The organism is Burkholderia sp. DN3021, from assembly GCF_049805555.1.
GTDB classification, from domain to species: domain Bacteria; phylum Pseudomonadota; class Gammaproteobacteria; order Burkholderiales; family Burkholderiaceae; genus Burkholderia; species Burkholderia pyrrocinia_C.
This window is the reverse complement of sequence record NZ_JBNCAB010000021.1, coordinates 45,993-60,993: the sequence shown is the minus strand read 5'-3', so window position 1 is coordinate 60,993 and position 15,001 is coordinate 45,993. Positions and strand designations below refer to the sequence as shown.

11 protein-coding genes are annotated in these 15,001 nt (G+C 65.6%); 5 read left to right on the top strand and 6 right to left on the bottom strand.

From position 1 onward, the window contains the following. Positions 1-38 precede the first annotated feature (38 nt). Positions 39-2,618 carry a hypothetical protein gene (locus tag ACPUER_RS13520; protein WP_425131352.1) on the top strand — a complete coding sequence of 860 codons (2,580 nt, stop codon included), beginning with the start codon at positions 39-41 and terminating at the stop codon, positions 2,616-2,618. Positions 2,619-2,851: 233 nt separating this feature from the next. Here ACPUER_RS13520 and ACPUER_RS13515 read toward each other — a convergent pair whose 3' ends face one another. The 6 genes from ACPUER_RS13515 to ACPUER_RS13490 form a co-directional block, all read right to left on the bottom strand. Then, a complete protein-coding gene (locus tag ACPUER_RS13515; RefSeq protein ID WP_425131351.1) occupies positions 2,852-4,327 on the bottom strand; it encodes an SEFIR domain-containing protein in 1,476 nt (491 codons plus the stop codon). Between the two features lie 106 nt (positions 4,328-4,433). Next, the gene (locus tag ACPUER_RS13510) at positions 4,434-5,423 is read right to left on the bottom strand and encodes a site-specific integrase (RefSeq protein WP_425131350.1); all 990 of its coding nucleotides are present in this window, start codon (positions 5,421-5,423) and stop codon (positions 4,434-4,436) included. A gap of 377 nt (positions 5,424-5,800) precedes the next feature. After that, a complete protein-coding gene (locus ACPUER_RS13505; protein ID WP_425131349.1) occupies positions 5,801-6,622 on the bottom strand; it encodes an ABC transporter ATP-binding protein in 822 nt (273 codons plus the stop codon). Next, positions 6,615-7,679: a FecCD family ABC transporter permease gene (locus ACPUER_RS13500; RefSeq protein ID WP_425131348.1), complete on the bottom strand. Its 1,065-nt coding sequence runs from the start codon at positions 7,677-7,679 to the stop codon at positions 6,615-6,617. The genes ACPUER_RS13505 and ACPUER_RS13500 overlap by 8 nt, the downstream gene beginning before the upstream one ends. Next, entirely contained in the window at positions 7,676-8,596 is a 921-nt protein-coding gene (locus ACPUER_RS13495) for an alpha/beta hydrolase (RefSeq protein WP_425131347.1), read from the bottom strand. The genes ACPUER_RS13500 and ACPUER_RS13495 overlap by 4 nt, the downstream gene beginning before the upstream one ends. 22 nt (positions 8,597-8,618) lie before the next feature. After that, positions 8,619-9,740 carry an ABC transporter substrate-binding protein gene (locus ACPUER_RS13490; protein WP_425131346.1) on the bottom strand — a complete coding sequence of 374 codons (1,122 nt, stop codon included), beginning with the start codon at positions 9,738-9,740 and terminating at the stop codon, positions 8,619-8,621. Between the two features lie 161 nt (positions 9,741-9,901). On the opposite strand from ACPUER_RS13490, the gene ACPUER_RS13485 reads away from it, so the two are divergent. The 4 genes from ACPUER_RS13485 to ACPUER_RS13470 all read left to right on the top strand — a co-directional run bounded on the left by ACPUER_RS13485 (position 9,902) and on the right by ACPUER_RS13470 (position 14,987). Beyond that, positions 9,902-10,873: a helix-turn-helix domain-containing protein gene (locus ACPUER_RS13485; protein ID WP_425131345.1), complete on the top strand. Its 972-nt coding sequence runs from the start codon at positions 9,902-9,904 to the stop codon at positions 10,871-10,873. Positions 10,874-10,990: 117 nt separating this feature from the next. Further along, on the top strand, positions 10,991-13,192 hold the full coding sequence (locus ACPUER_RS13480; protein WP_425131344.1) for a TonB-dependent receptor domain-containing protein: 2,202 nt from the start codon (positions 10,991-10,993) through the stop codon (positions 13,190-13,192). 50 nt (positions 13,193-13,242) lie between these two features. Beyond that, complete coding sequence (locus ACPUER_RS13475) at positions 13,243-13,536, top strand: hypothetical protein (protein WP_425131343.1); 294 nt, start codon at positions 13,243-13,245, stop codon at positions 13,534-13,536. 212 nt (positions 13,537-13,748) lie between these two features. Beyond that, complete coding sequence (locus tag ACPUER_RS13470; RefSeq protein WP_425131342.1) at positions 13,749-14,987, top strand: MFS transporter; 1,239 nt, start codon at positions 13,749-13,751, stop codon at positions 14,985-14,987. Positions 14,988-15,001: the final 14 nt, after the last annotated feature.

The window sequence follows — 15,001 nt, the reverse complement described above, 5'->3', positions numbered from 1 at the left end:
TCCCATTCTTCCTCACCAATCACTGACAAGGAACCCAAATGTCGGGTCAGCAAAATCAATCGTTTCGCCCCATCAACCTACCGGGTCTCGATGTAACGGCGGCACCTGGCGTCACCACGACGCGAGCGCAGGCAACGGCGGCCCGTGTGGACGCCTCGGGCCAAGTGTCCGCGATCCAGTCACTCGCTAACTCGTTCGGCGGGTTCTTCGGGAACCTCCAGGGCGATCTCCAGCGAGTCAACGCCGCTACGGAGCAGGCCCGCGTAGCCGACATCCACAAGGAGAACGAGGCGCTCGCGAAGCAGGCGCAGGCTGACCAAGCAGCGGGCCGCGTCCCCGACGAGGCCCACGCCAATCGCGAGTCCTACTGGAATGCATATCAGCAATCGTTCGCCCAGAATCAGGCGTTCGAGATGCAGCAGGAGCTAAGTGCGCGACTGCGCGAGATGCCGAAGGATGGCTCGGTGTCCCCCGAGGATGTCGCCAAGGGAGTCTGGAAGGACTTCTATGGCGCGGGCACTGGAGACACCGACTTCGACTCCGCGCTCGTGGGCCGCTTCGCTCCCGCCGCGCAGACGATGGTGGCGCAGGCGTCGGAGCAAGTCGCGCAGACGCAGGAGCAGAATCACGCGCTGGAGATTCAGAACAGCGCAAACGCCCAGATCAACTCGCCGCAAGGTATCTCGGAGGCGGGCTTCGCCACACTGGAACAGCGCGTGTTGGCGCTGACCCGTGGGGACCAGACGCTCGCGGACAAGATGATCGGCGGTTTCATGGGTAGCGTGCGCAACAAGACGCAAGCCCTGGGACTCCTCAACGCCCTGGAGCAATCCGGGTGGGCTGACCGTAACCCGGTTGCCTACGACAAGATGTCCCACGACGCTGTGCAGCAGATTCAGACCGTCAAGTCGATCCAGGCGGCGCAGGAGGTCGATGGGGTTCGCCTCGCGGCCATCGCGCTCAAGGCCAATCCGAACGCCACCCCCGAAGACTGGGCGCACCTAGTGTATCAAGCGAATCGCGTGGACTCCAATCACGGAGTCGGGATGGACAAGTTCGGTGCCGTATATCAAGGGCTGCTGGAGGCGTCGAAGCAGCAGGCAACGATTAACTACATGTCGCTGGCCGAGCGCGGCTACAACGGCTCGCACAACATCCACACCGTTGCAGAGTTGTGGGGTGTGGATCCTGCAGAGGCTGTGAAGAAGTCTTTCGACAAATACATGGTCCAGAAGCTCCGGGGTAGCGCTCAGTACCCGGCGCTCGCCGCGTCGATGCAGGGCAACGCCGGTCTCCCGGACCCGCTCGCGTCGGACCAGGCTGGCTCGGAGTTCGTGGGGTGGGTGACCGCCCCAGGCATCCGGGACATCTCAGACGGCACGATGCCCCCGCGCATCCAGAAGGACCTGACATCGGCAATCAAGTCGGGCGATCCGGACCGCGCCTCACGGGCCTGGCGCGTCATGGACCGCATTCACGACATCGTGGGCGATCACGCGTTCGGCCAGTATCTCGGGAAGGACGACGAGGCGTCTGGGATGTACTGGGGCGTCAAGGCGCTCGCTCCGACGAACGGTGATGTGTCCCAGGTCTACAAGGCCATCCGCGATGGCGGTATGGACTCGAAGGTCCTGGAGAAGATCGGTAACGGCGGCAGCATCAACTGGGAGCCGCTGCTTCCCGGTAAGAAGCAGGCCGACGTGGACGTGGCCGTCAACAAGGCGATGGGGAAGGCGATGCTGGAAGACGTGGGCCGCAAGGGCCTCATCTGGAATCCGGCGACCTCGATGTCCTCGGACCTCCGCCAACAGTTTCAGGGGATCGTCATCCAGCAGCTTATGGCTCAACGGGCCAATGGGAAGGTGGACCTCGACACCGCAGTAGAGAACGCGGCCACGGTGTTCAAGGGCACGCGTATGGCGACGGTCGGTATGAGCGGCACGGTGAAGATCATTGAGGACCCGTTCAAAGGTAAGGGCCGCGCTGCGGACTCCCCAATCAACGCGGACCCCAATCACCCGTACTCGATCACCAAAGGCTACAAGGCGATTTACTCGTCATTCCCGATGATGAACAAAGCAAACGAGCCGGAGGACCCGTTCAAGACAGCGCTGGATGACCTCAGCCATCTCAGCAAGGCGCTTCCCGGTCTCGTCCCGGACTCCGCTGGTCTCTCGCTGAAGCGCCCGGACCGGTACGGGCTGTCGGAGATTCACGACTCAATGGACAGTCCCTTGATTATCCATGTGGGGCAGAATTTGGCCATCCGCAACAAGACTGCTCCGCGACCCGTCACGACCGGCGCAGCGGCTCCGAACGCCGCAGGCGGTGCAAGCGCTGTCGGGAAAGGGCCAGCCGTGGGCGACCTCGTGCAGGTTCAAGTTCCCTCGGACCCGAAGGCGTCGGCAAAGCTACTTCAGGAAAATCTGCCGCCAGGAGTGATCGCTGTGTACGACCGGAATAACAACCAGTACACGCTCCACTACGGGTTCCGTCTTCAGATCGATGACGCCAAGGCCGCCGCCATTCGAGCGGAGAGGGCCAAGGCATTCCGTGAATCAGAGGCGGAACGTTGGGCTGTCAGGGCTCACAACGCTAAGCCGCTGTTCGTTCGATGACAGAGCGCTCTGGCGGGATGCCGGTACCCCTCGGGTGACAAATCGCCCGCCGCGACGCCGAGCGCGCACAGCTCCCCGAACATCATCGACGCAACGGCGATAAGTGGAGAGTTGTGCGCACAGCGTTGGGTCGATGCGGTCGGTCTGGATTTACACAGCCCATGTTTCAACCCTTCGAGATGCCAGGGGGACGTTGGGCCAACTCTCAGCCAATGGCCGGAGGTAACGCCTGTCTACTCCTTGGTCGCGATCTTTTCAACGTTGGCCAACCGTACGAGCGGGAGATGACCAAACTGCACTCGCGGCAGGTCGTTGTTAGCCGACAACTGCGTAATCCAGGTTCGCAGTTGCTCCGCATTGTCGACACCAAGTAATGGCCGTAGTCGGTTGAAGAATTTCGAAGAGCTCGAACGGGCAAATACTGGAAGAGGCGCTCGGCCGTTACCAAGATAGACAGCTGTGTACGGCCACCAATAGCCGCTGCTCCGCGTGACGTACATAAAAACTAGAATATCGGCTTGCGCTACAGAATCGAATCGGTTAATTCCGGTTTTGCAGCGATCATGCAATAAGTCGGCCCGCAAGGAAATGCGCCGCATATTAAGGCGAGTATTTCGGCGTTCGAGTGAGCCGATATTCAATTCAAATGCTGTAACGGGGACCATCGATTCGCCATTAAAGGCATGATTTTTTCCGACGTAATACTCGGTGGCGATTAACGTTTGCGCGTGCTCGAATTGCTCATTGTCTACGAATAAGGCTATCGTATGAAGAAATAGTTCGTGAGTGATAAAAAGATAGTTGTCGAAATCCCACTCATTGTAGCTGGATATGTTCGGCGGCGGACTAAAGTAGCGGAGCAGTTCTTCGAAGAATCGGTGGAGCTTCCGCACATTTTCTTCGGATGCTTGGTAGCGTGAAACTGCGTGGATGACGGCTAACACTTCATCTCGCGTGGTGAGGAACGCGTCAATCGATTGGACGACCTGCTCGTCAAACTCCTTGTCTTTGTCCTTCACGATCCGCAGCTGCTCGAACGATGTGGACACGCTCGATAGGTAGTCTCCGAGGGCTGCGGTGGCGGTCGATTTGCCGTCACGCAATTGATCCAGCGCCCGCTTCATAGCCGATCGATTGCCTAATGTCTTGGTAGCAGTGTCGGCCAAGAATGCCGGTGTTTTTCCCAGTGGAGGCTTAATAAAAAGTGGTTTGTCGTAGACCCATCGAACGAGACGCTCATACTCCTGTTCGTAGCGGTCAGCGTCCGTGAGGTCAATGTGAATACGCCCTTTGTAGTAAGCAGGTACTACTGCGTGTCCGTCTACGTCTTTTTCTGCAATGACGGCAACGAACTTGTCTTGAGAAGTATGCGCGTAAATTTCGCCCGTAATAATCTGCGTCTCGGTTCCGACTCCGCCGCCCCGTCTATTTGCTTTTTCGGTATATGCTAAATCGCAAATCATTGCCACTTTTTTGATTTCTGAGTCAGTGACCATCCGTTCCATGAAGGCATGCGCGTCGTTGCCTTCGCGTAGATCCCATTTATCCAGAATTACATCGATATTGTCGTCTCGAAGCCGTTCCGCTAGATCAAGCACCCACTGCTCATGCATTGGTGTAGTCCAGCTGTATGAGATAAAAAGCTTGGGAGGTTTTTCGTTTGACATAATGGCTTGGGCTGCAACAGCCGTCAGTTGCGGAAATAGCATTCTACGCGTGCGGCCCCGGTAGGTTCGGGATGCTGCCGCACGCCTATGACCGGACCGCTTTATCGTCAGCCGGCCTCCCTTGGATAAAACGGGGCGGCCGTCATGCCTATCCCAACTTCTTCGCCAAATCTTCGGCGCGGAGGTGGGTGTAGCGTTGGAGGTGCTTGAGGTTCTTGTGGCCGGTTATGGTCGCCACCTCTAGGACATTCAATCCCTTTTCGAAAAGTCTGCTTGTGGCCTCGTGTCTAAGGTCATGGAAATGAATGGTTCCAAGGCCGCACTCTTGGCGTACGCGGCTGAAAGCGTATTTCATGGCCGATTGCGTGAGCTTGAATACGCGGCCCCGATGCGGCGGAGGACACCACGTCAGAGCCTCGATTGCCCGACTAGATAAAGGAACCTTTCGCGGCGTTCCGTTCTTCGTCATAGGTAGTAGAACCGTCCGAGCCTCCAGGTCGATATGCTCCCAGCGGAGCTTTGCTATTTCGCCTTGCCGCATGGCTGTCTCAATTGCCAGAACGATGGCCGGGGCAATCTCGCGGTTGTAGTCGATAGCGGATGCGATCAGCTTTTCGTCGTCACCAATGGCAAGCCGTACGTCGCGGGGAGGCGGGAGCTTGGGCCGGCGTAGTCCCTTGGTCGGGTTGACAGTCAGACCTACGGCCCACTCATCTATAGCGAGGCGGTACACGGCGGATATGGCGTCTAGCTCTCGGATCACCGTACTAGGAGCGACCTCTCCGATACGCCGGTCCCGCCATTCGACCAAATGGGGTTTGTCGAGCTTCGCGGCCGGCACGGCGCATAGCTTTTTTTCGTTGCGGATGAAGCGGCGGCATATCCCGCGCTCCCATTCGACATTCCGGCGGCCCGGTAAAGGGGCTTTGATGTACCGGGCAAAGAGGTCCCCGACGGTGAGCATAGGGGGCTTCTCGTGGACCTTACGGGGTTGTTTGGGCGCTGGCTTGATGGCCTCTTGTTCGGCCGCCCATTGCTCCGCAGCCTCCCTCGTATCGAAAGTTTTGGAGCGGATGGGCTGGCCCTGGGTCCGAATTTTGGCCTGCCATTTGTACCCACGTTGAACGATAGATGCCATTCTGACCTCCATATAGTTACAGGAAATCAGATTGGGTCGGGCTGTCGCACGACCGCGAATTCGTGAGCGGGCTGGCGAACCGGATCATCGAAGTGCGCACGGATGGCACGTTGTTCGACTTTGGTGGGAACTACGAGGAGTTTCTGACGAGTCAGGGGCAGGAGTAATTGTCCTGACGCTTCCGTTCATGTGCCGCGGCTGGGCAGTGCGAAGTCGGGTGCATGAAGCGAAGCCGCCAGCCACGCATCAGGCCCGCATCGGCACCTCGCCGATGCGGGCTTTTTCCTTTCTACGCCGGCGAAGCCCGGCAGTATCACGCATTCCGGTTTTTTCTCGCCAATGGCTCGCTACGTTGCCCGGGCACCAGCCAATAAGCGCTACGCCCCCGCGTCACGCATCGAACACCACTGCGGCTCGTCGGGAATCGCCCGCTCCGCCAGCGCGACGTAATCGCCCGACGCCGTGCGCTCGACCCGCGCGTCGACGCGGTACGCGCGCCGCAGGTTCGGCGGCGTCAGCACGTCGGCCGGCGCGCCGTCCGCGACGAGTCCGTCGGCACTCAGCAGCACGAGCCGGTCGCAGAAACGCGATGCGAGATTCAGGTCGTGCATCGCGACCAGCACGATCGCGCCGCGCCGGCGGGCCGCCTCACCGACCGCCTCCAGCGCGAGCAATTGCCAGCGCAGGTCGAGCGCGCTGGTCGGTTCGTCGAGCAGCAGCAGCGGCGTGTCGCGCACGAGCACCTGCGCGAGCCCGACCATCTGTCGCTGGCCGCCCGACAGCCGGTCGAGCGACGACATCGCCAGCGGGTGCAGCCGCAGCCGCGTGAACACCTGTTGCAAACGCCGGTCGCTCGTCGCGTCGGACAGGCCGCCGCAGGTGGCGCGCAACGCGCTGCGCACGGCTTCGTACACGAGCAGCGACGACGGTTGCGGCAAGGTCTGCGGCAGATAGCCAACCTGCCGCGTGTGTTCGCGGCGCGACCCGCACAGCAGGTCGAAGCTGCCGAATGCCGCGCGACCGGTGGCGGACGCGAGCCGCGCCAACGCGCGCAGCAGCGTTGACTTGCCGACGCCGTTCGGCCCGAGCAGCCCGATCGTCGTGCCCGGCTCGACCGGCGCGAGCGACAACCCGTCGAGCACGACCCGGGCGCCGTAGCGGACGGACAGCGCGTCGAGATGCAGCATCGGCTCAGCCATCGAGCCTCCTGCGCCGGCTGACGAGCAGCATGAACAGCGGCACGCCGACCAGCGCGGTGATGATGCCGATCGGCAGTGTCACGCCGGGGATCAGCGTCTTGCTGAGCACGGACGCGCCGGCCAGCATGATCGCGCCGGCGAGCACCGCGCCCGGCAGGTAGTAGCGATGCTCGTCGCCGACCAGCAGCCGCGCGACGTGCGGCCCGACGAGCCCGACGAAGCCGATCGTGCCGACGAACGACAGCGCCGTCGCGGACAGCAGGCTGATGCGCGCGAGCGCGACGAGCCGCAGCCGTTCGACCGCGATGCCCATGCTGCGCGCCTGCTCGTCGCCGGCGCGCAGCGCCGTCAACGACGCAACGTCGACGCTCGCCCACAGCGTGCAGGCAGCGAACACGCAGGTCAGCAGCGCGATCTTGCCCCAGGTCGCGCGCGCCAGGCTGCCCATGCTCCAGAACACGATCTGCTGCAGCGCATTCGCATCGGCGATGAACTGCAGCAGCCACAGCAGGGCTTCGAAGCTGAACATCAGGCCGATGCCGAACAGCACGACGGTTTCGGTCGTCGCGCCGTGGCGCCACGCGAGCCAGACGATCAGCAGCGTCGCAACGCTCGCGCACGCGAACGCGCCGAGCGACAGCGCGACGTTCTCGTTCCACAGCACGAGGTGCCAGCCGGAAATCACGACGAGCGACGCGCCGACGCTCGCGGCGGCCGACATGCCGAGCGTGAACGGGCTCGCGAGCGGGTTGTTCAGCACGGTCTGCATTTCGGCGCCGGCGAACCCGAGCGACGCGCCGACGAGCACGGCCATCAGCGCATACGGCAGGCGCACGTCCCACAGGATCACGCGCTGTTCGAGCGGCAGCCCGTCGGGCCGGAACAGGCCGCCGACCAGGTCGGCGACCGGAAACGGCGACGGGCCGGTCGAGACGTCGACGACGAGCAGTGCGACGAGCACGCATGCGAGCGCGGCCAGCGCACCGACGCGCCGCGCGGCGACCGCGCGGTAGCGGAGTCGCAGCGACGGAGGCGAAACGGGTGTCGTCGTGCTCATGCGGCCGCTCCGGACGCGGGCTCGACAACCACACGTGACGCAAGCGCGAGGCTCGGCAGCACGACGCCGCCGTGATCCTCGCCGTCGATCAGCCGGAACGCGGCGTCAAGCCCTGCGCGGCCGCCCACGCGCGCGACGAAGTCGCGGGCGGAACTGACCTGCTTGCGTGCCTGCTGGCGGCGCATCCGTTCGGCGTCGTGGTTCGGTGCACCTTCCTCGAGGCCGCCTGCGGTCACGAGGACGCGCAGCGGTGGTGCGAGCGGGGCGGTTTGCGCGGCGAATCGGTCGGCATAGGGCAGCAGCGCGCGCTCGCCCCACCAGATCGACGGGCTCGCGGCCACGTAGCGCCGAAACAGGTGCGCGCGCGCGAGCATCGCATACAGCGTCAGCAGGCCGCCGTACGAGTGGCCGAACAGCGTCTGCCGCTCGGGATCGACCGGCAACTGGCGGGCGAGCCACGGCTGCACGTCGTGCTCGATGAAGTCGAGAAAGCGGTCCGCGACGACGCCGCGGCCGTTCGGCAACGGCGCGAGCGTGTAGTCGTCCGCGCGCGCGGCCATGTCGTAGGGCCCGTCGACCGGATAGCCGATGCCGATCACGACGGCCTCGGCGTCGCGCGCGCCGTCCGGCCGAGAGCGGAGATTGCGGACGAGCTGCTCCGCGAGCGGGAACAGCGCATTGCCGTCGAGCACGGTAAGCACCGGATGGGGCGCCGAGCCGGAACGCTCGGCCGGCAGAGCGACGAACAGACGCCGCGTGCGGCCGGCGATCGTCACGTCGAACTGGCGGCTGTTCGGCACGACGACCGGCAGTGCGGCTTCGAGGCCGGGCCAGGCAGGCGCATCGGCGGCGCGCGCGGGCGCGAGCCGGCCGCCGAGCGGACCGGCCAATCCGGCGACGAGCAGGGAGCGACGCATGGAGGAGGCGGGCATCCGCATGTCAGGACCCTTCCTGCACCCAGTATTCGCCTTGCAGCGGAACGGGCTGGAAGCGTCGGACCATCGTATCGAACGTGGCGCGCGGATCGAGATCGGCGAACAACGCCGGATGCAGCCACTTGGCCATCGCCTGCACGGCGACGACGTTGAACGGCGAATTATAGAAGTGATGCCAGATCGCATATGCGCGCCGCTCGCGGACCGCGCGCAGCGGTGTGATCTGCGGCCGCTTCAGCGAGCGGTCGAGCGAACGGACGGCGGCGTCGTGCGGCACACCGGCGCCGAGCGCGATGCGTTGCGGCGCGCTTTGCAGCGTCTGGAGCGAGCCGATCGCGGTGCCGATGTAGAAATCGGGCCGGCGGCTCAGCAGGTATTCGGGGTTCAGCGTGCCGTGCTCGCCGGGCACGCGGCCTTTCGCGACGTTGTTGCCGCCAGCGGCGTCGAGCAGGTGGCCCATCATGCCGGTCATCGTGTCGCAGCAGTCGCCCGACAGGCCGACTCGGCTTTCGAGGAACACGCTCGGCGCGGCCGGGCGCGCGGTCGCGAGCCGCGTGCGGACGAGGTCGAGCTGCTGCCGCCAGTACGCGTTGAATTCCGTCGCGCGCTGCGGCGAGCCGAGCACCTGGCCGAGCAGCGCGATGCTGCGTGGCGTGTTGGCGAGCGGGTCGTGCCGGAAGTCGACGAACACGATCGCGACGCCGGCCGCCTCGAGCCGCGCGAGCGTTTCGCGATCGCGCTCGCCGGGGCCGTGGCCGCCGCCGAGCCCGAAGATCGCTATCTGCGGACGCAGCGCGAGCGCGCGCTCGTCGCTGAAGCTGCCGGACTGCGAGCGCCCGATGCGCGGCACGTCCTTCAGGCGCGGGAAGCGCGCGAGCCATTGGGCGTAGCTCGCGGGATCGAGCTGCTCGAAATCACCCATCATGCCGACAAGGCGGCGCGCCGGATCGTCACCGTCGACTACCGCCAGCGCCGGCAGCAGGCGCCCCTCGCCGAGCAGCACGCGCTCGACGCGCGCGGGAATCCGGACCTGCCGCCCGGCCAGGTCGGTGACGGTCGTCGTGTCCGCCTGTGCGGCCTGCATCACGAGCCAGCCGCACAGCCATACGCCAAGCATGGCCCACATTCCGCTTGTATTTCTCACGTGACTCCCGATACGATATAAATGAGAACAATTCTCATTTAATTGTAGCCGAGCCGACGCCGCGACAGGGGCGTCGGTCGTTTGATCGCACGCCAAAATAGTTTGCGTGGGCGCAAGAGGCCTGCGCGCGGGGGTATGACGACATGACAGCGCTGACACCAGCCGCTTCCCATTCCGATCGCTATCGACACGACGCACATGTCGCGCGGATCCGCGAGGTGCGGCCCGGGCTGCGGATCCATTCGGACGACGCAACGGATGAATTCGACGCCGTGATGTCGGGGCAGTGTTCACCGGGCCTGCATCTCGTGCTGCTGCTCGAGGGCGCGCTCGACGTGTCGTACGGTGACCGGCGCGTGGTGCTGACGACGGACGGGCGCCGCACCGGCCGCACGGACCGCGAAGCCATGCGGCCCGCGGTGCGGATGCAGTCGTTCCTGCTCAACGCGGTCGAGCCGGACACGTTCCGCAGGCGGCTCCGCAAGGGCGGTTATGCACGGCGGCTGAGCCTCGCGATGTCGGGCGAATGGCTCGGCCATCTGCAGGCGGCCAGCCGCGGCGTCCTGCCGGAACGGCTCGATGCGATGCTGTCCGCGCATCTCGCGATCCGCTTCTGGCAGCCGACGCCGCGTGCAACGGCGCTCGCCGAACAGATCGTGCGGCCGCCGGCCTATCAGCCGATGCTGCAGGCGATCTATCTGGAGAGTCGCGTGCTCGAACTGCTCGCCGAGGCCTTTACGCCGCTCGAGACCGGTGCGGCGCAGGCGGCGGAGGCGTCGCTCGGCTCGCGCGACTATCGGCGGATGGCCGAGTTGCGCGCGTTCCTCGCGAGCGACGCGGTTCAGGAACTGTCGCTCGACGACATCGCGCGGCACGCCGGGATGAGCGCGAACGCGATGCAGCGCCAGTTCCGCGCGGCCTATGGCACGACCGTGTTCGACTTCGTCCGCGAACATCATCTGCAGCGCGCGCGGCTCGCGCTCGAGCGCGATGCGGTGAGCGTCAAGCAGGCCGCGGCGCTGGCCGGCTACACGAGCGCCGCGAACTTCGCGACGGCCTACAAGCGCCGCTTCGGCGTCACGCCGACGCTCGCGCGACGCAGCGACCGGCGTTGACGATGGCCGGCGACGGCGCTCAAACGACTTCGATGCTTACGCAAAGATTTCGATTGGTTACATGTTTCATAATGCAAATGAGAATCAATAGCATCATGAAACGTAGAAGGCGCCACCATGTCGAGTCAAGCTGCAAGCTTTGCGTTGAAGCCGGTCGTCGTTGCCGGCCTGTATCTGATGGGCGTGTCGTGCGCGTGGGCGCAGACGCCTGGCCGGGTGGCGGAACCCGCCGCCGCGTCGTCCGTCGCCGCCAAACCGGATGACCCGGGCAAACCGGCCAAAGCGGTCGAATCCGTACCGCCGGATGCTGCCGCCGATCCGGCCGCGCTGAAGGAGATCGTCGTCACGGCGAGCCGCCGCGAGCAGGCGATCCGCGAGGCGCCCGCGAGCATTTCGGTGATCAGCCGGGAAGACATCGACGCGAAGCCGTATACGTCGGTCGCCGAGATCGTCGCCAACGTCGAGGGCGTGAGCGTCGTCGGTGCGTCGCCGAACGACCAGGACATCTCGATTCGCGGGATGCCGGGCGAGTACACGCTGATACTCGTCGACGGCCGCCGCCAGAACACGCGAGAAACGATGAACCGCGGCACGGCCGGCGTGCAGTCGAACCTGATGCCGCCGCTGTCCGCGATCGAGCGGATCGAGGTCGTGCGCGGGCCGATGTCGTCGCTGTACGGCGCCGACGCGATGGGCGGCGTGATCAACGTGATCACGCGCAAGGTGCCGAAGCGCTGGGGCGGCACGATCACGGCAGGCAGTGTGTGGCAGCTCGAATCGAACCAGGGCGACACGCAGAGCGTCGACTTCTGGCTTGGCGGCCCGCTGAAATCCGACGTGCTCGGGCTGCAGGCGTCGGGGCGTCTCCTGCATCGCGGCGAAGACGACATCTACTACCCGAACAGTGGAACGGGCGGGGCGAACGGGCAGCGGATCGGCAGCTTCGACGTGAAGCTGTCCGCGAAACCCGCGAGCAACCAGGACGTGAGCGTGAACATCGGGCGCGAGCAGCTCACCTATCTCAGCACGCCGGGCAAGAGCGCCGCGCCGCTCACGCCGCGCACGGCGGCCACCGCGCTCACGGAGACGCGTCATGTCCGCGATTACTGGGGCATCACGCACGACGGCCGCTGGGGCTTCGGCGACACGACGGTGTCGCTGTACGGCGAGCGCGGCGTGCAGGACCAGTGGACGCCGGCCGGGCGTTCGCCGGTGAAGCCCGCGCTGACCGACACGATCCTCGAAGGCAAGGCCGCGATACCGTGGTGGGGCGAGCGCAACATCCTGACCATGGGCGGCCAGCACATCTGGTCGCGGCTGTCGGGCGTCAGCGTGCAGGACGCGGTGCCGAAAGGGCATGGGGCCAATGCGGATCGCGTCACACGCAACGCGTGGGCGCTGTTCGGCGAGAACGACTACTTCTTCAACGACCGCTTCACGCTGACGACCGGCGTGCGGCTCGATCACGACGAGCGTTACGGCAGCCACGTCAGCCCGCGCATCTACGGCGTGTACCAGATCAGTCAAGCGTGGACGGTGCGCGGCGGCGTATCGACCGGGTTCCGGCCGCCGTCGCTGCGCCAGAGCACGGCCGGCTACTGCATGACGTCGGGCGGCGCGGCGGGCGCGACGCCCGGCACGCTGTGCGGCAATCCGGATCTCAAGCCGGAGACGAGCCTGACCGAAGAGCTCGGCGTGCGCTACGACCTGGGCGACACGTACGCGGGCCTGACGCTGTTCAACAATCTGTTCAAGAACAAGGTGGCGAGCTACGACACGGGCAAGCCCGATCCGCGCTCGCCGGGCCGCAACATCTATGTGTACGACAACATCGACCGGGTCAAGCTGTACGGGCTCGAGATCGGCGCGGGCACGCGCCTGTCGCGCACGCTGAAGGTGTCGGGCGTGTACACGCTGACCGAATCGCGCCGCGAAGGCAGCGGCGAGAAGGCGTTCAACGGCAGTTCGCTCGACGGCTATCCGCTCGACAAGACGCCGAAGCACAAATTCAACGTGCAGGTCGACTGGACGCCGACCGCCAAGCTCGATCTCTACGCGACGGCGAACTATATCGGCAGCGAATACTGGGCCGCGTTCCGCAACGGCGCGCAGGGCGTGCGCGAACGGCCGTCGACGACGACTTTCGATCTCGGCGGGCGCTACCGGATCGACAAGCGTTTCTCCGTCAATTTCGCGGTGCTGAACCTGACCAACAAGATGGTGCCGATCGACGATCGCACGCGCACGACCGGGCTGAGCGGCAACTGGCTCGTCGACCAGGGGCGCCGCATCGCGGTGAGTCTGACCGCCGAAATGTGACGGCATGGCCGGCGCGCCGCGCCGGCTCGTTCAATCTGGAGGCAATGTCAATGAATGCGATTTCCCGACTTTCCGAACTATTAGTACCCCATAGCGTGCGGGATGTTTATCGTGCGGATACGCCGCTGTTTCTCGCAACGCCGGCGCATATGCTGCTGGCCAGCGATGTTGCGGCGGCGATCCCGCATGCGGGCGCGCCGCTCGCGGCGCGCGAGGTGCCGTCCGCGGATGCTTATGCAGACGCGGTCGCGCAGGCGGTCGCCAGGATTCGCGCGGGCGAGCTCGACAAGGTCGTGCTGGCGCGCACGCTGGAGGCGACCGGCGGCGCGACGCTCGGTGTGTGACGGTCCGGCCGCCTTCCGTTTCCGGCGCATCGTCATGAAATACATCCCGGCCCTGTGCCGAACAAGGCGCGGCAGGCGCGTTCGCGTTGCCGTGTCACGAGGAACGGCAGCGCGTCGGTGCGCGGCTGCCCGTGCCCGATGCGCCGCGCCACGCGGTGCCGGCGTCCATTCGCACTGACGCACGACGCTTACCTTTTTCATCGGAACACCTTATGTCGATGACTTCCGCTGACTCCCTGCCCACGCCGGCCGATGCCGGCGTGTCTTTCCTGCCGCTGCTGTTCGTGAATTTCGCGATGGTGGCCGGCACCTACGCATTCGTCACGATCGCCGGGCCGATGGCGCGGCGCATGCATCTCGAGCCGCTGCATGTCGGCGCGATCATCGGCATCGTCGGGCTCGTGTGGATGATCGCCGCGCCGCGCTGGGGGCGCGCGGCCGACACCCGCGGGCGGCTGCCGGCGATGCGTGCGGCGATCGGCGGCTTCGTCGCGAGTTCGCTGCTGCTGGCCGGCTACGTCGGCTGGGCATTGCGCGACGGCGGCAGCGCCGTGCCGCCGGTATGGGCGGGCTTTGTCGCGCTGCTCGTCACGCGCGCGGCGATGGGCGGCTGCTATGCGGGGTTGCCAGTCGCGGCCATGGCGTGGATCGCGGACCGGACACCGGCCACGGGGCGCGCGGCCGCGATCGCACGATTCGGCGCGGCGGGCGCGATAGGGATGGTGCTCGCGCCGCCGCTCGCGGGCTGGCTGGCCGGGATCGACATGACGCTCGCGCTCGCCGTTTTCGCGCTGCTGCCGCTCGCCGGACTGGCGGGGCTGCGACGGCTGCGCGACGACGGCGCGCATGCGGTGCGGCAGGCGCCGCCCCGGCTGAAGCCGACCGATCCGCGCCTGCGCCTGCCGTGGTGCAGCGCGTTCGCGCTGTACAGCGCGGTGATGATCGCGAACAGCGTGCTCGGCTTTTACGCGATCGACCGGCTGCACGTGCGGACGGGCGACGCGTCGATGGTGGTCGGCTACGCGCTCGGCAGCGCCGGCATCGGGCTGATCGCGACGCAGTCGCTGGTTGGCCGCCTGCGTGCGGTCGCGCCGCTCCGGTGCCTGCGCTGGGGCGCGCTGGCGGGGGGCGTGGGGTTCGTGTCGGCGCTGGCCGCGGAGGCCGCGTACCCGCTGCTGCTGTGCGCGAGCTACTTCGTGGCGGCGTGCGGGTTGGGCGCCGCGTTTCCCGCAGTCGCGGCGCTCGCGAGCACGCGAGTCGAAGCGCACGAGCAGGCCGCGTGCGCGGGCGCGATGTCGATGGCGCAAGGGCTCAGCATAGTCGTCGCGCCGCTGGCCGGTACGATGCTGTACGAACTGCATCCGGCGGCGCCGTTCGTGTCGATCGGCGTGGTGCTCGCGGTCTTGTTCGTCGCGGCATGCGGCGACGGGGCACGCGCGCCGGAGGCGTGACGGTTTTCACGAGT